Origin of the sequence: Streptomyces sp. NBC_01439, assembly GCF_036227605.1 — a bacterium.
Taxonomy (GTDB): Bacteria; Actinomycetota; Actinomycetes; order Streptomycetales; family Streptomycetaceae; genus Streptomyces.
Genome location: NZ_CP109487.1, coordinates 8,780,990 through 8,798,440 on the forward strand (window position 1 = coordinate 8,780,990; position 17,451 = coordinate 8,798,440).

Consider the following 17,451-nt stretch of genomic DNA (forward strand, 5'->3'; position numbering starts at 1 on the left):
GTCGTGCTGGGATGAGGGCATGACCGCACCCGCGCATGCCAGCCACCTCGCCCAACTCAACGTCGCGACGCTCCTCCACCCCTTCGACGACCCGCGCATGGCGCCGTTCGTCGAGATGCTCGACCCGGTCAACGCCGCCGCCGACGGCGCGCCCGGCTTCGTGTGGCGCCTCGTCGAGGAGGGTGCGGCCGACGCCACGGGCCTGCGCCCGGCGGGGGAGGACGTCGTCGTCAACCTGTCGGTGTGGCAGACCCAGGAGGCCCTGTGGGACTTCTCCTACCGCAGCGGGCACCTGGAAGTGATGCGCCGGCGCCGCGAATGGTTCGAGCGGCACGTCCAGGCGCACCTGGTGCTCTGGTGGGTCCCCGCCGGGCACCGGCCGACCGTCGCCGAGGCCCTGGAGCGGCTGGCCGACCTGCGGGTGCACGGGCCTTCCCCGAGCGCGTTCACGTTCGCCTCCGCCTACACCGCCGCCCAGGCCGCCCAGCACCTCCGGGCCGTGCCACCGGCGTAGCCCGAGCACGTCGGCCGGACCGCGAGGCCGATGCCGTCCGGGGGTCCGCAGCCCCCTTTCACGTGCGCCGGCGACGTGCTGGTGAGCACGGTTGATCGGTAACAAGGGCTCCATCCACTCCCGCGCCGCCTCCGTCAACTCGCCTCGACCTGCCCCAAGATCAATTTTGAGACAGATGGCCTTAGCATGGGCATGCCACCCCCCCCCGTGCCGTGACCAGCCGACGGAAGACCCCCATGCGCCTCCAGCGGATATCCGCCGCGACCGCGGCCCTCGCCGCGCTCACCACCCTCGCCACCGCCTGCGAGGACTCCCCCAAGCCTGGCCCGCCCGCCGCGAGCCCCTCCGCGAGCGCTCGAGGCGCCGCCCCCGCCTCCCCCACGCCCGCCGGCGCCGCGCCCGCCACGCTGGCCGGGGCGCAGGCCCACGTACAGCAGTACACGTCCTGCGAGAACCTCAGCACCGACCCGAACGACAGTCGGGTGCCGCTGAGCGGGTTCATCGGCGCCGGGGACTGGGGCATCACGGAGCGCGGCGTCTGCACGGACAAGAAGGCGCGGGGCGAGATCGTCCTCTTCCTGACCCCGGACATGAAGGCCTTCCAGCAGGCCGCCAAGGACCACGCCGCGAAGCTGCTCGCCGAGGGCCGGGGCGACACCGACCTCGCCAGCCGCACGGTCGTGGGCAAGACCTTCGCCCTGACCGCGCTCAAGACCGCCACCGCCGTGTCCCTGGTCGACCCGCCCAACTCCGACCTGCGCATCCTGAGCTGCAACCCCCACGTGTTCGTCCCGGAGGGGTTCAAGAAGGAGCAGGCCCTGGTAGAGGGCTGCTTCCTCACCGACTACGTCAACAGCCCCGACGGCCAGGGCAGCCCCCACCGCGGGGCGGTCCGCGACCCCTCCACCGAGGGAGCCGCGAAGCCGGGCCAGCCGTCCACCGGCAGCCCGGGCCTGCCGAGCGCCGGCAGCATCGACGAGCTGAAGAAGCTCGTCAGCCCGCACACGGTCGACTGCACGAGCATGGAGGTCACCGACGAGCAGGTACGGTCGATCGACTACATGCCGGTCGTCGACGGCCCCGCGAGCGCTTGGGGCGTCAAGCAGCGAGCGGTCTGCGGCCAGCTCGGCGGGGAGCAGCGCGCGCACAACCTGAACTGGCTGGACACCGTCTCCGACATGAAGACCCTCCAGACCAAGGCCAAGGCGGCGCAACTGGCCGACCTGAAGGACGACGGGCGCCTCAAGGCCACTGCGAGCAAGCTGCTGGTCGGCACGAACATCGCCGTGGAGACCAACAACGCGAACGTCCGCCGAGGGCTGTACCAGCTCCAGTTCCTGTACCTGAACTGCGAGACCGGCTTCACCGCGCCGGCCGGCTACCGGCTGGAGAAGTCCCAGGTCGAGGGCTGCGTCCTGACCAACTACGAGCGCCCGAGCTGACACACGGCTGTCCGGGGCGTGCGCGGCGCGCCCCGGGGGGTATCGACTGCGGTGTTCCGCCATCCGCGCGCCAGGGGTGCCAGGAGCACCAGGAGCCGCCCTGTCACTCTTGATCCCGGATTTCGACGACTCCGTGGTAGTCCGCGGCGGCGTGCGACCAGACGGTCTGCCACGGCCCGTACCGCTCGGGCAGGTCACGCCACGGGCGTCCATGCCCATCCACCTGCGGCAGCTCAGTAGCAGTCCATGCGCGAACCGTTGGAGTCCGCCTCGGTGGACCACGTGTACCAGGTCCTGGCGTCCACTCCGAGCAGCTCCGCCGGATGCGGTTCCGCCCCGTAGGACTCGCGGAGCGTCTCGGGTGAGGTGAAGGCGAGGGTCATGCTCGGCCGATCGGCGGATTCGAAGCAGAAGACGACGAACCCGCGGTCGGACCCCATGTCCAGGTCGTTCACCGGACGCCATCCCGCCGCCGACGCCTCCCGGCCGTAGTACTTCAACACTTCGTCCCTGGTCCCGTGGTACGCGTAGAACCGCTCCGCGGTGAGCCAGGCGCCCGCGGTGTCGTCGACGCAGTGGGCCCCGGACCATGGGGCGCCGTCCACGGCCACCGCCCCCTTCGGACGCAGCTCCAGCGTGGGCAGCTGGTCGAGCTCGGTCACGGCCGCCGCTGTTCCCTCACACGTCTCGGGGTGGAGGAAGGAACACCCGCTCAGACCGGTTCCCACGAGCAGGGCTGCCAAGCACGCCCGCACGACAAGCATGTTCATGGCGAGATTATGACCTTGCCCGGAAGTCGTCCGTCCGACGGGGGCGGTTCACGCAGGGACCACCCCTGCGGGGGCGGGAAGCGGTTGCCTCGTGCACCTCGCACCGAACAGGCTCCACCGGTCCGTTTCACCGGTCCGTTTCACCGGTCTGGGGCAGGACCTGCCGGGCCACGCTCCACCACGCGCCATCGCCACCGTGGACCACCGACTGCCGGCCCGCTTCGTGGTCCCAACCGGAAACAGAACCCGGGGGCGTTCGGTGCGGAGACCCGGGTCCGGTACGTCGGCTGAGTCCGACGGCGACTTGCACGGCCAACCGGGGGGTCGTGGCGCGCGCCTCGGGCGCGGCGGGCCGCTCGTGCTGCTACTGCTGGGCCGGGCCGGGCGCCGCCCGTCCCGGCCGTCCCCGCGCAGATGAGGAGCCACGCACATGCCGACCCGTGTCCGCGACCGCGACCGCGACCGCGACCGTGCCCGCGCCCGCCGGAGCCGTCTCCGCACCGGGCTGTCCGCCGCCGTCCTGACCGCCACCGCGGTCGGAGGGCTGCTGCAGCCCGCACAGGCGGCCGGCGACCCGCAACCGGGCGACGGCCGCCAACGCCACGACAAGGGCCTCCAGCGGCAGCTCGACCGGCTGGTCGCCCAGGAGGACGGCCCACCCGGGGCGATCGCCATGCTCACCCGGGGCGACCGTACGGAGGTGTACACGGCGGGGGTCGGCGACATCCAGACCGGCCGCCCACCGCACCCCGACGACCACATGCGCATCGCCAGCATCGCCAAGGCGTTCAGCGGGGCCGTTGCCCTCCGGCTCGTCGACCAGGGCCTGCTCTCCCTCGACGACACCATCGGCGAGCGCCTCCCCGACCAGCCCGCGGCCTGGCACGCGGTGACACTGCGCCAGCTCCTCCAGCACACGAGCGGCCTGCCGGACTACTCGGCCGACCCCGGATTCCTGGAGATCCTCACCGCCGACCCGCGCCACGTGTTCGACCCGCGCACCCTCCTCGACTTCGTGGCCGACGAGCCGCTGCGCTTCGTCCCCGGCTCCCTGTACGAGTACTCCAACTCGGACAACATCGCCGTCGCGCTGATGGCCGAGGCCGTCACCCACCGCAGCTACGAAGACCTCCTCAGGGAGCTCGTGTACCGACCGCTGGGGCTGCGCCGCACCAGCCTGCCCCTGGGCTACCGGCTCCCGCGTCCCTACCTGCACGGCTACGACGTCCAGCCGCCGGCCGAACCGGAGGACATCAGCGAGGCCGTGGGCGCCTCCGGTGTCTGGGCCTCCGGCGGGATCGTCTCCACCCCCAGGGAACTGGGCACCTTCATCCGCGCCTACGGCGGTCCCGCCCTGCTGTCGCCGCAGACCCGCAAGGAGCAGCTGACCTTCCGGCCCGGCGACTCCTCGGAACCGGCCGGCCCCGGCACCAACGCCGCCGGGCTGGCGATCTTCCAGTACACCACCCGCTGCGGAGTGCTCTACGGCCACACCGGGAACTTCCCCGGGTACACCCAACTCGCCGCCACCACGCCCGACGGCACCCGATCGCTGACCTTCTCGATCAACACCCAGACCAGCAAGGGGAACAAGCCCGCGCTGCTGGCCCGACTGCGCACCGTGCAGGAGAACTTCGTCTGCGCCCTGCTCAAGGGGCACTGAACCGCAGTAACGGGTCCGGTTGCGGCGACTCCGGTTGTAGCGACTCCGGTTGTGGCGGCGCGGCGGCGTGGCGCGAAAACGATCACGCTTGCCCGTGTCGCCACCCGTGCTCCCTATGCTGACGTCATGCTCGACATACCCCTTTCAGCGCTGGAAGTCGCGATGGTGCAAACCGGCACCCGAGCCGCGGACACCCTGCGGGACACCACGGCCTTCGCCCAAGGACTGGAGGACCTCGGCTACCACCGCATCTGGTACGCGGAGCACCACCACTCTCCCGCGATCGGCGCGTTCCCGCCGGTCGTCCTGACGGCGCACGCGGCCGCGTCGACCTCGGCCATCCGTCTCGGTTCGGGCGGGGTACTGGCCCCCAACCACGCCCCCATCACGCTGGCGGAGCAGTTCGGCACGCTGGCCGCCCTGCACGAGGACCGCATCGACCTGGGCATCGGCCGCGGTCCCGGCACGTTCGACGACGCCACCGCGCGGGCACTGCGCCGCGGTGCCGACCCGGCGACGGACGCCGAGTACCGGACCGACGTGGCCGCGATCCTTTCGTTCCTGGTGGACGAGGTGGCACTGGGTCCGCTGCCGGAGCCGTGGCTACTGGTCTCCAGTACCGCGGGGGCCGCGCTCGCCGCGGAACTCGGCCTGCCGGTCGCGGTCGCGCACCACATCAGGCCGGACAACACCCTTGCGGTTCTCGAGCACTACCGGTCGGCGTTCTCCCCGTCCCGCTGGTGCGAGCGGCCCCGGGTGCTGCTGTGCGTGGAGACGGTGTGCGCGGAGACGGAGGAGGAAGCGGTCCGGCGTGCGGGGCCGATGAACGTCGTCAAGGCCGGGCTGCTGAAGGGGGAGAGCCAGACGCCCTTCCCCACCCCCGTGCAGGCGGCCGCCCACGCCTTCACGGAGCCCGAGCGGCAGGCGCTGGCGGGCTTCCGCGCCCAGCAGGCCGTCGGCACGCCCGAGACCGTCGTGCAGCGGCTCGCACGCCTGGTCGCCGAGACCGGGGCGGACGAGCTGATGCTGGCCACGCCCGTTTACGACCTCGCTGACCGCATCGCCTCGTACGCGCTCGTCAGGAAGTACTGGGGAGCCGCGACGGCGCCGTAGGCCGGGGGCCGCCGCTGCGGGCCGCCGCGCTGCGGGAGCGGGCGGCGGTCCGCGCGCCGCCGCAGCGTCGGCGGGTCGTGACACTGCTCACACGCGGCGCGGCACCACGGGAGCCGCCACGGCCGTTGGCGCTGCGAGGTCGTCGGTCCCTCGCCGGGGGATCCGTGTGCGCTGAAGCACACAAAACGGGCCATTTGGTCGAGGAGGGGCTCCGAACGGATGACCTAGCCTGGACCGACCAGCGAGATCCGGGGGCTGAGGGCAAAGGAAGAGCACGTCCATGCGCATCACCACCAGTTCCGCACGTCGTCGACGGGCGGGGTACGTCGCTGCGGCCGCCCTCCTCGGCCTCCTGGCGGCTGCCGGTACCCCGGCGTACGCCGCCACCGACGGGTCGGCGGTCCGCACCCCGGACGCACCCCCCGTCGGCCACTCCGCACCGGCCGGATCCGCAGGCGCCGCCCAGCACGCCGCCCAGGGAGCCTCCGGGGTCCCCGTGGGGATATCCCGGCTGGCGCAGGGCACGGGCCGCCAGGTCGCGATCACCATCGACGACGGCCCGGACCCCCGCTGGACGCCCCAGGTCCTGGAGACGCTGCGGAAGAACCACGTCAAGGCCACCTTCTGCATGATCGGTACCAAGGCGCAGAAGTACCCGGAGCTGGTGCGTGCGGTCGCCGCCGACGGCCACCAGCTGTGCGACCACTCCGTCGACCACGACGTCACGATGGACCACAAGCCCGTCGCCTACCAGCGGCAGCAGATCCTCGACGGCAAGGCGATGATCGAGAAGGCCGTTCCGGGCGTCGCCGTCAGCTACTACCGCGCGCCGGGCGGAGCCTTCACCCCCGACAGCCGCGCGATCGCCGCCGCGAGCGGGATGCGGCCGCTGGGCTGGAGCGTCGACCCCCAGGACTGGAGCAGGCCGGGCCTGAAGGCCATCCTCGCCACCGTGGAGGGCAAGCTCCCCCAGCAGCCGACGGTCCTCTTCCACGACGGCGGCGGCGACCGCAGCGAGACCGTCGCCGCGCTGAAGAAGTACCTGCCCTGGCTCACCGAGCAGGGCTACGGCTTCTCCTTCCCGGCCCGCACCGCCCCTTGAGCGCCCTACCGGCCCGCCCCTGCGCTACGCGGGGAGGCGGAACCCGTTGAAGAGGTCGTCCATGCCGCGCAGGGTCAGCCGGGCCGGGGTGACGCGGAGCGCGAGATCACGGACGGCCACCACCACCGGGTTGCGCAGTACGCCCAGACGCCCGACGCGGCGGGCACGAAGGCGCACGGCGTCGGTGCGGGCGCGGCGAGCGGCGGTGTACGCGGCGAGGGCGGCCGCAACGGCGCCGTCCCCGCCGTCCCCGCCGGCGCCGCGCTCTGCCGCGGGCAACAGATGGGCGAGCACCACCGCGTCCTCGATGGCCTGGCAGCCGCCCTGGCCGAGGTTGGGGGCCATGGCGTGGGCCGCGTCGCCCAGCCAGGCGATCCGGCCGTGGTGCAGGTGCGGGAGCGGGGCGGCCAGATCGTAGAGGTCGTTCCGCAGGACATCGGCAGCGTCGAGGCGCCCGACGCGGTCCAGCAGGGCCGGAATGGGCTCGTGCCACGAGCCGAAGCGCTGCCGCAGCTCGGTGCGCGGGTCGGCGAAGCGGGTGCCCGGGGGGACGACCGCGGTGGCGTAGAGGTAGTAGCGGCCGTCCACGAGCGGGGTCACCCCGAACCGCGCCCCCCGCCCCCACGTCTCGCTCATGGCCGGTATCCGCAGGTCCAGGGCGTCCACGATGGTCCGCCAGGCCGTCTCGCCGATGTAGTGCAGTCCGGGGTGCGCGGGGAAGTGCGCGCGCCGCAGCGGACTGTGGATGCCGTCGGCGGCGACGACCAGATCGGCGTAAAGGCCCGGGCCCGCCGCCGTACGGACGGTCGGACGGCCCTCGGCATCGTCGACGCCGGTCACCTCGGTGCCGTAACGAAGGGCCGATGGCGGCAGGGCGGCGGCGAGGGTGGCGGTGAGGGCCCGGCGCGGGACGGCGAGGGGTGCCGTGCCGTAGCGGGCCGCCATGTCCGCGGTGCCGGCCCGGGTGAGCCACCGGCCGTCGGGGCGGCGCACGCCCATCGTCGCGGGTACGTCACCGCCGATCGCACGGGGGACGTCGACGCCGATGGAGTCGAGCGCGTGCAGGGCGTTGGGGGCGAGGCCGATGCCGGCGCCCGTGACGGGGGGTTCGGGGGCGCGCTCGCAGACGGTGACGTGCCAGCCCCGGCGGTGCAGTGCGACGGCGGCTGTGAGGCCGCCGATTCCGGCTCCGACCACCACTGCGTGACGGTTCGTCATGGCCACCCTCTCCGCTCGGTCCCCCCACTCTAGATCCAACGCCGTTCAGTTAGGGCAGGGCTGGGTGGCGTCAAGGGTCCGTGGTGAGCATGTTGATGCTGATGGTGGCCTTGTAGGTGGCCCGGTCGATGGCGGGTCCGCGGGCGTTGTATTTGGAGATCGCTCGTTTGACGATGCGGTCTTTGGTGCGGACCCGCCGTGGGGGCAGGAGCTGGGCCAGCACGTGGCGGCCGATGGCTCCGACCAGGTCGATGACGGTGTCGGCGATGATGCCCGCGGCCAGGACGAGCTGGTCACGGGCGGCGGACAGTGCGACGGTGAAGCCGGCCCGGTCCGGGTCGGTGCCCGGGATGCTGTCGGTAGCATCCGTCATCGCGGTCCGCAGAGCCTGGTAGGCGACCAGGAGAGCCCAGACCTCCTGGTCGATCCCGGCCGGGGTGCGGGCACGCAGGACCCGTCCGCCCAGGATCGTGGATTTCAGCTCCGCGTAGGCAGTCTCGATTTCCCAGCGTTCGTGGTAGAGCCGGATGAGCTCGGCGGCCGGGTGCGTTGACGGGTCGGTGAGGGTGGTCAGCAGCCGGTAGTGGCCGGTGCGGACCTCTCGGGAAGTGGCGATGCTGATCTCGGCGTCGATGACCCGCACGGTCAGTGCGCCCAGCCGGGCCAGGAATGAGCCGTCGCCGCAGTGGGCCACCGGTGGCAGTCTCCGGCCGGACTTGCAGCGCACCAGCAGGTCGGCGCCGGTGGCGGCGAAGCGGTTCAGCAGTGCGGTGGCAGCGAAGTTCCGGTCGCCCAGCAGCAGCATGCCGGCACGCAGATCGCCCGCCAGTCGGCCCGCGTACTCCAGCTCGCCGGTGCCGGCAGGGCCGAACGCCGCCCCGATCACCGCCCGGGTCCCGCAGGCCACCAGCGCCACCAGCCGGATCTGCGGATAGCCCCCGGCCCCGTTATTGCACCGCTGTTTGGAGAACACAGCGAGGTTCGCCGGGGCGTCCGGCACCGGCAGCAGCGTGCCGTCGACCGCCACCACCAGCAGCCCGCGCCACCGCATGGCGGCCGCCGTCGTGGCCACCGGGCCACGCACCAGGTCGAACAGCGCCTTCAACGGCGCCGCGCCCACACGCTGACGGGCCTGTCGTAACGCGCTGCCGCTCGGTCTGGTGGGCGCCAGGCCCGCCAGACCCGCGCACAATCGGTCGAAGACCTGCCGATAGCCCAGCTCGGCGAACAACGCCCCGGCCAGCAGTAGGTACACCGTGACTCGCGCCGGTACCAGCCGGACCCGCCGCTGAACGGCCCCGCTCGCCGCCAACACTTCATCGACCATCTCGAACGGCACGATCCGGGTCAGCTCGCCGATATGGCCAGGCGCGAACACCCCGGCCGCTACCTTGACCGTCCTTGTTATGGCAGCCTGTTCCAACAGCGGAGCTCCTGTGGTGAGGATGTCTTGGAGGACAAACCTCTTCTACAGCAGCTCCGCTGCCTCGTTCATCGGTCTTGACGAACAGCCCCCGCCCCTAACTGAACGGCGTTGACTCTAGATCGGTGGGCGGACGGTGCGTGCGCCCGTACCGGACCTCGACTCCCGCGCCCGCCCGCCCCGATCGAACTCAGCCCTTGGTACCGGCCTCCACCTCGGCGAAGAACGCGTCGGCGACGGCACGGGCACGGTCGACGTCGGTGAGCGGTTCGCCGACGATCCGCCCGGCCAGCTCGGTGGCCAGCCCGAGGACGTGCTCGTGGAGCTCCGCCCCGGCGATCACTCGGTCGGCCTCCAACTGCACGGTGGCGGCGGCGACCATCTCCTCGCGCGCCCTTTGCCCCTCCGAACGAACGGCGGCGAGGAGGGCGAGGCCCTCCTCGTGTGCGGCCTGGCGGATCTGCGAGGCCTCGTGACGGGCGGCGCTCAGCTCCGCCTGGTACTCGGCGCGAACGAGCTGTGCCTCCCGCTGGACCGTTTCGGCCCGCTCGAGCGTGCCCGTGGTGATCTCTTCACGCTCGGCCAGGGTCTGGTTGATCCTCGGAAGGAGGACTTTGGCCAGAGCGATGAAGACGAGGGAGAAGGTGATGAGGCCGACTATGAGTTCAATGAGATTCGGTTTCAGGGGTCCCATGATCGAATCGTAGCGGCGCACTATTGATTCCGGTTTGAAATATGGTGCCACGATGGCCGGAAAACGCCCGTCAGGCAGTCGATATGAAGGGATGTCGGTCGTCACCGCGCCGAGCTCGACGAACTCGCCTCGCCACTCGCCTTGTCGCACGCCTCGACCGTGAGCTTTCTGCCCCGGGCTCCGCAGACGAGGAGGAGAAGGAGCGGCTTGCTACGGAATTCACCGCCGGGCGCGCCGAACCGTTCAAAGATCACGGCAACGCGAAAATCTACGATCCCGCGATCGAAACGATGGTCAAGGCCACCCGGTGAACGCGTCCGCGTACGCGGATACGGAATCGGCACCCTCCTGGCGCCTGAACCTCGACGCCGCGAAGGACGGGGCCGGCGCGGAGCGGCGGGCTCGGGCGGCCGGCGTACGGTCAGCAGGGTGACCGCTTGCGGGCGGCCCGGGTCACGCGGATCCTGCGGAGCGTCCGGCCGGAAGCCGCCCGGTCGCGGCGGCTCGTCCGTCCGCCCTTGCCCGGGGGTCGGCCCAGCGCGACTCCACCCAGTACGAGTGCCAGCCCACACAGCTGTCGGCCCGTCAGCACCTCCCCGGCGGCCACCGTCCCGAGCAGTACACCGGTGACCGGGTTGAGCAGCCCGATCAGACCGACCGTTCCGGCGGGCAGGCGGCGAAGCCCGGCGAACCAGGCGACGAAGGCCAGCGCGGTGGCGACCGGGCCGACGTAGCAGAACGCGAGGAGGGTCGACGGGGACACCGGTGGCGGGGCGCCCTCCACGGCTACGGCCACCGGCAACAGGAGCAGGCCCCCGGCGGTGAGTTGCCACGCGGTCGAGGCGAGCACTCCGGCGTCGGCGGGGCGGGTGTTCCACCGCTTGGTCAGGACGTGGCCGACGGACGACACCAACACCGCGGCAGCCGAGGCCAGGACGCCCGGCACGCTGATCCCGCCCGCGCTCCCGAGCAGCATGAGGCACACCCCGCCCAGCCCGATCACGGCGCCCGCCAGGTGGGCGCCGCTGGGCCGCTCGGCGACCAGGGGCCAGGCGGCGAGCATCATGATCAAGGGGGAGACCGCCATGACGGTCGAGGCCACGCTCGTCGGCAGTAGCTGGGAGGCGGTGAAGACGAGGAAGAAGAACACGCTCACGTTGAGCAGCCCGAGCACGGCGGACCGCCCCCACCATGCGCCGCGCGGCCGTTGGCGGCACAGCGCCAGCAGGACCAGGCCGGCCGGCAGCGCGCGTAGGGCGGCCCCGTACAGCGGGTGGTCCGCCGGTCGGAATGCATGGGTGACGAAGTAGGTGGCCCCCCAGGCCACCGGCGCCACTGCCGTCAGCGCCACCCAGCGCAGATTACCTTCCATGGAAGGTAATATAGCTTCCATGGAAGCAAACGTGTCGTCCGCGGACCACGGCCCACCCCCGGACCGGGTGGCCCGGATCCAGGCAGAGTGGCGCCGTGAAAGGCCTGACCTCGATGTCGGCCCCCAGGGGGTGATCGGCAGATTGCACCGCCTCGCCGACCGGCTCGGCGCAGAACTCGGCCTCGTCTACGACCGTTACGGCCTCGGTGAGGGGGAGTTCGACGTCCTGTGCGCCCTGCGCCGGGCGGGTGAGCCCTTCGAGCGGGCGCCGGGTGAGCTCGCCGGACACACCATGGTCACCACCGGTGCGATGACGAAGCGGATCGACCGTCTGGAACGGTCCGGGCTCGTCACCCGGCGGCGCTCCGACGACGATCAGCGCGGCCGGATCGTCGCCCTCACCCCGGCCGGACGCGACCTCGTGGACCGGGCGTTCACCGACCACATGCGCAACGAACGCCGCCTGCTGGACCTCGTGACGCCCGAGGAAGCAGCGGTACTCGAAACGCTGCTCGCCACCTGGCTGTCCCGCCTGGAGGACTGAGGTGCGGAGGGTTAGCCCGGCGGCACGGGTCGGTGGTGCGACGCCCCGGTCGCCATGGCTGGTGGCACCCGCCGCTCCCCGCCTCCAACTCGCCCTGGAGAATGCCGCGGTATGAACTCTCAGTCACCGTCGGGTCCTCTGGGCGGACTGCTCCGCGTCGTGCGGGGGTACCCGCGCCGCGCGCCGCTGACCCTCGCCTACGTCTGCCTGCTCCTGGTCGGTCACGCCTGGATCGGGTACGGCCTGTCCGCCGATCGGGCGGCCACCGTATTGGGCTACCTCAGCACCAACCTGGACAACCTGCGGGACCATCCGTTGCCCGCACTGCTCGGCAGCGCGCTGTTCTTCGACGGTACGCTCACGGACGTCACCTCGACCGACTTCGTGGGCACCTTGATCACCTTGGGCCTCGGTGTCTGCTGCTTCCTGGCCTGGGTGGAGCACCGGTGGGGGAAGGCGCGCGCCGTTGCCGTGTTCCTGGGCGGGCACGTCGTGGCCACCCTGCTCACCGCAGTCGTCATCTCCGTTGCGCTGCAGCACGGTTGGTATCCGACGGTCGTCCGGCAGGCCTTGGACTACGGGGTCAGTTACGGAGCCCAGACCGTGCTGGCGATCGGCACGCTCGCCCTGCCGCGCTGGGGCCGCCTCCCCTGGGCCGCCTTCGTCCTCGCATGGCCCCTCGGCGGTGCCGATTGGACCGGGCCGCTGCCGGACTTCACCACCATCGGCCATCTCGTGGCGGCGGTCATCGGCTTCGGGCTGTTGGGCGTCCCGGCCCTCAGGCGGCAACGGGTCCGGGCTACCGGGTCGCCCCGCGCTGCGAGCGACTTCGGGTTGCAGCGCGGCTCCGCCCCGGAACCGGCGCCGTCACCGGCGGCTGGAACGGAGCCGCCCCCATCGGTCTGAGCTCCTGCGACGGGGAGGGCCGTCCGTCAGCCGGAGCGTGCGCTGCTGCGGCGCCGAGTGTTCCTCCCCGCTGTCCCTGCCGATGACCCCGTCATCCAGCGCGAACGAGGCCCCTCCCCGGATGGTCCGTCATGCGGGCTGCGAGACTTCGGTGATGAGCACAAGGCGCCGCCCCCTCGGGCACGGACCGGTTCCCCTCCGCGAGGACCAGGAGCCGCGCGTCGTACGCGGCCGCACGGCTGCTGAGCGGGCCGTCGAGGACCCGACCCCGGCCGCCCCGCTCGAGGTGGAGCCCTTGACGGCCCGGCGGGCACTGGGCTTCGGACTCGGCCCCCGCACCTGAGGCGGATCGCCTGCACCCCCACTGCCGGTGCGGGGCAGGCCCTGTCAGGGGCCGCAGACCCTTGCCGTTGGCTGCCGGGGGTGCCGGCGTGCCGGTGAGCCAGTCGACGCCGCCGCGCACCTCGAGGTCGCAGTGGTCACCGGCGATGCCGCTGTCGACGACTGCGAGGCCGACGCCCTTCACTGCGGCCTTGCAGTCGCCCGAGCGGGCGGAGGTACGGTCGGCCCCGACCCGGTCCGCCCACTCGGGCAGGCGCCGGCCCTCACCCGTAGAGACCCGGCAACTCGCCGGGGCCCCGTGCCGAGGAGGGCCGAGCTGTTGGCGGCGCCGTTTGCTGACGGACCGTACGTCGCGCTCCGCCCGCAGATCCCGCACCTGCACACCGGAAACGCGCTGGTGCACGGATGGTGCGTGAAGGCCGGACGACAGCTGCGGACTACAGTCGTCCCCCGGTCATCCAGATGCGTGACATCGCATCGGCCAGGGCCGGGTACCGGGCGGCCTCGCAGAGCATTTCCGAGAGCACGAGCATGCCGTGAGCAGTGCTCCGCGGATCGCGGTTCTGGTGCAGCCGGATGACCGCGTCGCTCAGGGGCCGGCGCCCGAGCGTGATCCCCGAACGCCGGACGGCGGCGGCCCTCTCCAGCTCGGCGCGGCCCCCGCCGAACGGCAGGGCTTCCGTTCGGCGCAGGCCCGGCGGGGCGGCCGAGTCCCGCACGTGGCGGACGTACGCTTCCGGCGGGGCCTGACCGTTCTCGAAGATGTTCCGGAAGCCGGCGATCCGGAGGCTCGTATTGCGTGGGCGGAGCTCGATGAAGAGCTCGATGAACAGACCACGCAGCTGGACGTGGAGGGGGAGGTAGGGCATTTCGCCCTCCTTGCGCGTGGCTCCGCCGAAGAATCCCTGCGCATCTTGCGCCTTCGACCGGATGGTCGACGTCAGGGATCGGTACTCGTCGGCAGAAGCGACCGCGGGAGAAAAAAGCATCGGTATCAGCATGGCCGGCCTTATCGGGGGAGAGTTCCAGAACTCGGGCTTCCCATGGCCGATCTGACCGCAATCGCTTGGATCCTGCTGCATTCACGCATGCACATCACCGCCTTCGCCATATTCCGACGACGGGTTCATCACCCCGTCGGTGCCGGGTTCGGTCCGATGCGGTCCTTTGTAGTCGCCCGGGAGACAGGCAAGAGAGTTATTGGCCTGTGATGCTAAGAAATCAGTCCGTGATCCCGAAAGTCCGGACCACCGGATGCACGCCCCAACGAGGCCTGCTGGAAGCCTGGTTGACGGCGGGGGCCCCGCCGCGAGCCCCTGCCGCAAGCCCTCCGACCAGCCACTTCCGGTAAGTCGACGTCCCCGACCTGGGCGCTCAACCACCGCACGGATCAACCGACTTCTGCAGAAAATGCCATTCAGGCAGCTGGTACTTCGTCACTTGTGGAGCCCATTCTCTGAGTTGTGCGAGCCGGCAGGCCCCGCCGTCGTCCGGACCGGTGCAGCTGCATTCCTGCACGGGCGAGAGCCCAGAGATCTCCTGAACGGAACGCCGTTCACCTCGCGTGATCGGGGGAAAGGAGTTCTGCCGTGCTCCGGCTCAGCGGGTATACGCGCTCCGCGGGCAGAAAGCGCCGGGCCTGCGGAGCGCGTCCGTTCCGGACGAGCGCTGCGGCCTTGTGGACCTGTGGGGTGAGGTCCGTGATGCTGACGACCCAGTCTTCGGCGAACGTGCGGATCAGGTGGCGACCGATACCGACCTGAATGCTGTAGTGGTTCAGAGCCGCTCCGCGCACGGAGCGCTCGGGGTCCCACTGAAGGTGCACGGCGGCCCCCGCCACCTCCTTCGGGTCGGCGGTCGTCCGCACGGCCTGGGACAGGGCCCGTTCCCAGCCCTCGCGTGTCATCCGCACGGCGAGCACGCGCTCCTGCCCCGCTTTGCGCGCCCAGTTGCTGCGGTGCATCAGCCACAGGAAAGAGGGCTTGATCCACGTCATCCGCTGGAACGAGAACGGCGTGATGAAGCGTCCCGCCCGTAGCGCGGCGTCGGCGATCGCGGACGAGTACGCCTGGTAGACCACGATGGTACGGGCGTCGTAGTCCGCACGGATCTGATACTGCGGCGTCATGCACCGCACCTTGTCATCTGCCGCGCTGCCGTCGCCAACGGTTTCCCACCGCCGGGGCGGGCCCGCGCGACGCCCCCGAGCGGCCCTCCGGCCGGCTACGGGCCGCTCGGGGGCGGAGTGGTGCCGGAGATACCCCTCTCCTCGACCGTTCCGCCCAGAGTCGCCCGCAGGGACTCCATGTACTCCTTGGACTTCGCCGAGAGCGCCCTTCGTAGGGCGCACGCCGTCACCGCCTGCGGGGTGGCTACGTGATGCGCACGGTCCCGTGCACGGTGACCTGGTCGATCTCGGTGGTGCGCACCGTGACGTCGAGGGTCCACTCGCCGGGCATGGGCAGCCGCAGGTCGTAGGTGGCCCAATACCCCTTCTGGTTCTTGAGCTTGGCGTCGAGCGGGCCGATTCCCAGGTCGCGCTGGGTGAGCGTGAGGCGGAGTTCGGGGACGGTGGCGAAACCGCCGTCCCCGCTGAACACCACGGCTTCGACCGTGTTCTCGCCGACGCGTCCGGGAGCCAGGGTGATCTGGACCTGGCCGCGGTGGTTGGCCGTCCCCATGTCGAACGGGATGGTGACCACCTTCGCCTGCGGTTCCTGCCCGACGGCGACCGATGCGGACTCGGCCGCCGCGGCGCGGCTGGGCTGGGTTCCGGTCAGCAAGGTGGTGATCGCCAGGACCACCACACCGAGCACGGCTTCGGCAGCGACGGTGCGGCGCAGGCTGCGCCGGTACCGTTCGCGCTCCTCGACGGGCGAAGGCCCCGTACCGCCGCCCGCCTCTGCTTCGGCGGGGGCGTCGGGACCGCTGCTCCCGCCGGGCGCCTCCGGGGGACCGGACGCGCCGACCAGCTGCGCCACTCGCACCGCTTCGGTCACGGGCGCCTCCTGCACCTCCTCGGCGGGTGCCGGCTCGTGCAGGAGGCGGGCGGTCCACCGGCGGGAGTACGACGCCACGTACAGCACGAGGACCACGGCGGCGACCTTCACGACGAGGGTCTTGCCGTACGTAGTGGTGACCAGCGCCTCCCACGAACCGACCTGCCGCCAGGACTGGTACACCCCGGTGCCGACCAGAACGGCGACCGCGCGGAAGGCCAGCGTCGAGAAGAGACCGACCGCGGCCGCGGGGACGGCGCGGCCGCCGGGCCCCCGGTCGCGCAGGGCGATCACCAGCGTGATCAAACCACCCAACCACACGCCCATCGACACCAGATGGAGCGCGGCGACCGGAACGGCCAAGGGCACCTGCGGCCCGGCAGAGGCGTGTTCCGCAGTGGCCCAGGTGAAGGCCAACCCCAGGGCGAACACCGCCCCGGCCAGGCGGAGCCGGACGCCGAAGTCCGGCAGCTGCGCCCCGTCGTCTTCGCGGGCGGGGCGCACGGCAGGGTGCCACCACAGTACGGCAGCGGCCGCGAGCAGCAGCACGAGCCGGGCGGTCAGCGCCACTCCGGGCTTCTTGGTGGCGGTCCGGCCCAGTTGACTCAGGTCGAACGCCGATGTCAGCGGGCCCGCCGTCTCGTACGCGCCGCGCAGCAGGAGCAGGGCCACGGTGGCCACGGCCAGGGCCGCCCACCCGACGACGAGCAGCCGCCGCACCGGACGGAGCACGGCTGCTGCCGGCCAGCACACGAGGATGAACGCGGCCGCCCCCACGAGGAGGGCGAGGCCGCTGTAGGCGACGTAGCGGAAGAAGCCGTAGAGGCGGCCGACCGCCGTGTCGTCCGGTGAGCCGGTGGCCACCGTGACGGCGGTCCCGGAGGGCTTGCCGATGGAGAAGGTGAACGCGCCGGAGATCGGATGGCCGTCGGCGGAGATCATCCGCCAGGCCACCGTGTAGGTGCCCTGGGGCAGTGCGTCGGACAGTTCGACCCGGGCCGTGTTCTCCTTGCCGTCGGCGTGCTGCGCCGGGCGGGGGTTCACGCGCTCGTTGGCCGGTGACAGGACCCTCAGGGCGTGGTCGGGGAAGCTGACCGACTCGGTGAACGTGAGCGTGACCTGGCGGGGCGGTGTCTCGAGGACGCTTCCGTCGGCGGGATCGGAACCGCTGAGGGCGGTGTGCGCGAGGGCGGGTCCGGCCCCGCCGAACAGCAGGACGAGTACGGAGGCGACCAGTACCAGGACGGTCAGCGGCTTCCTGGCAAGAGGTGATCCTGGTGATGCTGTGTGCATGACGGGCGGTCTCCGGTATGGCGGTCGTGAGCGGGGGGCCATCGCCACCCGGGACT

Annotated in this window: 17 protein-coding genes; 9 read left to right on the forward strand and 8 right to left on the reverse strand. The window is 71.7% G+C overall.

Annotated elements, in window-relative coordinates; genetic code table 11:
• The first annotated feature begins 19 nt into the window (after positions 1–19).
• Positions 20–514, forward strand: a complete 495-nt coding sequence (locus OG207_RS40065) for a DUF3291 domain-containing protein (protein WP_329106057.1) — start codon at positions 20–22, stop codon at positions 512–514.
• A 236-nt stretch (positions 515–750) separates the two neighbouring features.
• Complete coding sequence (locus OG207_RS40070; protein WP_329106059.1) at positions 751–1,956, forward strand: hypothetical protein; 1,206 nt, start codon at positions 751–753, stop codon at positions 1,954–1,956.
• A 233-nt stretch (positions 1,957–2,189) separates the two neighbouring features.
• Here the strand turns inward: OG207_RS40070 and OG207_RS40075 are convergent, their stop codons facing one another.
• Positions 2,190–2,726, reverse strand: coding sequence for a hypothetical protein (locus OG207_RS40075; RefSeq protein ID WP_329106061.1), 537 nt, complete (start codon positions 2,724–2,726; stop codon positions 2,190–2,192).
• Between the two features lie 430 nt (positions 2,727–3,156).
• Here OG207_RS40075 and OG207_RS40080 point away from each other — a divergent pair, with 430 nt between their 5' ends.
• From OG207_RS40080 to OG207_RS40090, 3 genes are all read left to right on the forward strand, one after another.
• Positions 3,157–4,389, forward strand: coding sequence for a serine hydrolase domain-containing protein (locus OG207_RS40080; RefSeq protein ID WP_329106063.1), 1,233 nt, complete (start codon positions 3,157–3,159; stop codon positions 4,387–4,389).
• A gap of 126 nt (positions 4,390–4,515) precedes the next feature.
• Positions 4,516–5,502 (forward strand): MsnO8 family LLM class oxidoreductase, encoded by a 987-nt coding sequence (locus OG207_RS40085; RefSeq protein ID WP_329106065.1) that lies wholly within the window; start codon positions 4,516–4,518, stop codon positions 5,500–5,502.
• A gap of 280 nt (positions 5,503–5,782) precedes the next feature.
• Positions 5,783–6,604, forward strand: coding sequence for a polysaccharide deacetylase family protein (locus OG207_RS40090; protein ID WP_329106067.1), 822 nt, complete (start codon positions 5,783–5,785; stop codon positions 6,602–6,604).
• Positions 6,605–6,628: 24 nt separating this feature from the next.
• On the opposite strand, the gene OG207_RS40095 is transcribed toward OG207_RS40090, so the two are convergent.
• The 3 genes from OG207_RS40095 to OG207_RS40105 form a co-directional block, all read right to left on the reverse strand.
• A complete protein-coding gene (locus tag OG207_RS40095; protein ID WP_329106069.1) occupies positions 6,629–7,822 on the reverse strand; it encodes an FAD-dependent oxidoreductase in 1,194 nt (397 codons plus the stop codon).
• Between the two features lie 70 nt (positions 7,823–7,892).
• Complete coding sequence (locus OG207_RS40100) at positions 7,893–9,245, reverse strand: IS4 family transposase (protein ID WP_329096518.1); 1,353 nt, start codon at positions 9,243–9,245, stop codon at positions 7,893–7,895.
• Positions 9,246–9,435: 190 nt separating this feature from the next.
• Entirely contained in the window at positions 9,436–9,939 is a 504-nt protein-coding gene (locus OG207_RS40105; protein ID WP_329106071.1) for a F0F1 ATP synthase subunit B family protein, read from the reverse strand.
• A 41-nt stretch (positions 9,940–9,980) separates the two neighbouring features.
• On the opposite strand from OG207_RS40105, the gene OG207_RS40110 reads away from it, so the two are divergent.
• Positions 9,981–10,250 carry a hypothetical protein gene (locus tag OG207_RS40110; protein WP_329106073.1) on the forward strand — a complete coding sequence of 90 codons (270 nt, stop codon included), beginning with the start codon at positions 9,981–9,983 and terminating at the stop codon, positions 10,248–10,250.
• Between the two features lie 110 nt (positions 10,251–10,360).
• Here OG207_RS40110 and OG207_RS40115 read toward each other — a convergent pair whose 3' ends face one another.
• On the reverse strand, positions 10,361–11,311 hold the full coding sequence (locus OG207_RS40115) for an EamA family transporter (protein ID WP_329106075.1): 951 nt from the start codon (positions 11,309–11,311) through the stop codon (positions 10,361–10,363).
• Positions 11,312–11,330: 19 nt separating this feature from the next.
• On the opposite strand from OG207_RS40115, the gene OG207_RS40120 reads away from it, so the two are divergent.
• From OG207_RS40120 to OG207_RS40130, 3 genes are all read left to right on the forward strand, one after another.
• Positions 11,331–11,855 (forward strand): MarR family winged helix-turn-helix transcriptional regulator, encoded by a 525-nt coding sequence (locus OG207_RS40120; RefSeq protein WP_329106077.1) that lies wholly within the window; start codon positions 11,331–11,333, stop codon positions 11,853–11,855.
• A 111-nt stretch (positions 11,856–11,966) separates the two neighbouring features.
• Positions 11,967–12,761, forward strand: a complete 795-nt coding sequence (locus OG207_RS40125; protein WP_329106079.1) for a rhomboid-like protein — start codon at positions 11,967–11,969, stop codon at positions 12,759–12,761.
• A gap of 154 nt (positions 12,762–12,915) precedes the next feature.
• Complete coding sequence (locus tag OG207_RS40130; protein WP_329106081.1) at positions 12,916–13,104, forward strand: hypothetical protein; 189 nt, start codon at positions 12,916–12,918, stop codon at positions 13,102–13,104.
• 436 nt (positions 13,105–13,540) lie between these two features.
• Here OG207_RS40130 and OG207_RS40135 read toward each other — a convergent pair whose 3' ends face one another.
• From OG207_RS40135 to OG207_RS40145, 3 genes are all read right to left on the reverse strand, one after another.
• On the reverse strand, positions 13,541–14,185 hold the full coding sequence (locus OG207_RS40135; protein WP_329106083.1) for a ribosome-inactivating family protein: 645 nt from the start codon (positions 14,183–14,185) through the stop codon (positions 13,541–13,543).
• 473 nt (positions 14,186–14,658) lie between these two features.
• Positions 14,659–15,231 carry a DUF4291 domain-containing protein gene (locus OG207_RS40140; RefSeq protein WP_329106084.1) on the reverse strand — a complete coding sequence of 191 codons (573 nt, stop codon included), beginning with the start codon at positions 15,229–15,231 and terminating at the stop codon, positions 14,659–14,661.
• 244 nt (positions 15,232–15,475) lie between these two features.
• A complete protein-coding gene (locus OG207_RS40145) occupies positions 15,476–17,395 on the reverse strand; it encodes a copper resistance CopC/CopD family protein (RefSeq protein WP_329106086.1) in 1,920 nt (639 codons plus the stop codon).
• Between the last annotated feature and the right edge of the window lie 56 nt (positions 17,396–17,451).

Bases quoted from the DNA above. Each gene is read 5' to 3' on its own strand.
- OG207_RS40130 (WP_329106081.1), top strand. From the start codon at position 12,916: ATGAGCACAAGGCGCCGCCCCCTCGGGCACGGACCGGTTCCCCTCCGC.
- OG207_RS40075 (WP_329106061.1), bottom strand. From the start codon at position 2,726: ATGAACATGCTTGTCGTGCGGGCGTGCTTGGCAGCCCTGCTCGTGGGA.
- OG207_RS40115 (WP_329106075.1), bottom strand. From the start codon at position 11,311: ATGGAAGGTAATCTGCGCTGGGTGGCGCTGACGGCAGTGGCGCCGGTG.
- OG207_RS40085 (WP_329106065.1), top strand. From the start codon at position 4,516: ATGCTCGACATACCCCTTTCAGCGCTGGAAGTCGCGATGGTGCAAACC.
- OG207_RS40140 (WP_329106084.1), bottom strand. From the start codon at position 15,231: ATGACGCCGCAGTATCAGATCCGTGCGGACTACGACGCCCGTACCATC.
- OG207_RS40145 (WP_329106086.1), bottom strand. From the start codon at position 17,395: ATGCACACAGCATCACCAGGATCACCTCTTGCCAGGAAGCCGCTGACC.
- OG207_RS40095 (WP_329106069.1), bottom strand. From the start codon at position 7,822: ATGACGAACCGTCACGCAGTGGTGGTCGGAGCCGGAATCGGCGGCCTC.
- OG207_RS40120 (WP_329106077.1), top strand. From the start codon at position 11,331: ATGGAAGCAAACGTGTCGTCCGCGGACCACGGCCCACCCCCGGACCGG.
- OG207_RS40125 (WP_329106079.1), top strand. From the start codon at position 11,967: ATGAACTCTCAGTCACCGTCGGGTCCTCTGGGCGGACTGCTCCGCGTC.
- OG207_RS40135 (WP_329106083.1), bottom strand. From the start codon at position 14,185: ATGCAGCAGGATCCAAGCGATTGCGGTCAGATCGGCCATGGGAAGCCC.
- OG207_RS40090 (WP_329106067.1), top strand. From the start codon at position 5,783: ATGCGCATCACCACCAGTTCCGCACGTCGTCGACGGGCGGGGTACGTC.
- OG207_RS40110 (WP_329106073.1), top strand. From the start codon at position 9,981: ATGGTGCCACGATGGCCGGAAAACGCCCGTCAGGCAGTCGATATGAAG.
- OG207_RS40080 (WP_329106063.1), top strand. From the start codon at position 3,157: ATGCCGACCCGTGTCCGCGACCGCGACCGCGACCGCGACCGTGCCCGC.
- OG207_RS40065 (WP_329106057.1), top strand. From the start codon at position 20: ATGACCGCACCCGCGCATGCCAGCCACCTCGCCCAACTCAACGTCGCG.
- OG207_RS40070 (WP_329106059.1), top strand. From the start codon at position 751: ATGCGCCTCCAGCGGATATCCGCCGCGACCGCGGCCCTCGCCGCGCTC.
- OG207_RS40105 (WP_329106071.1), bottom strand. From the start codon at position 9,939: ATGGGACCCCTGAAACCGAATCTCATTGAACTCATAGTCGGCCTCATC.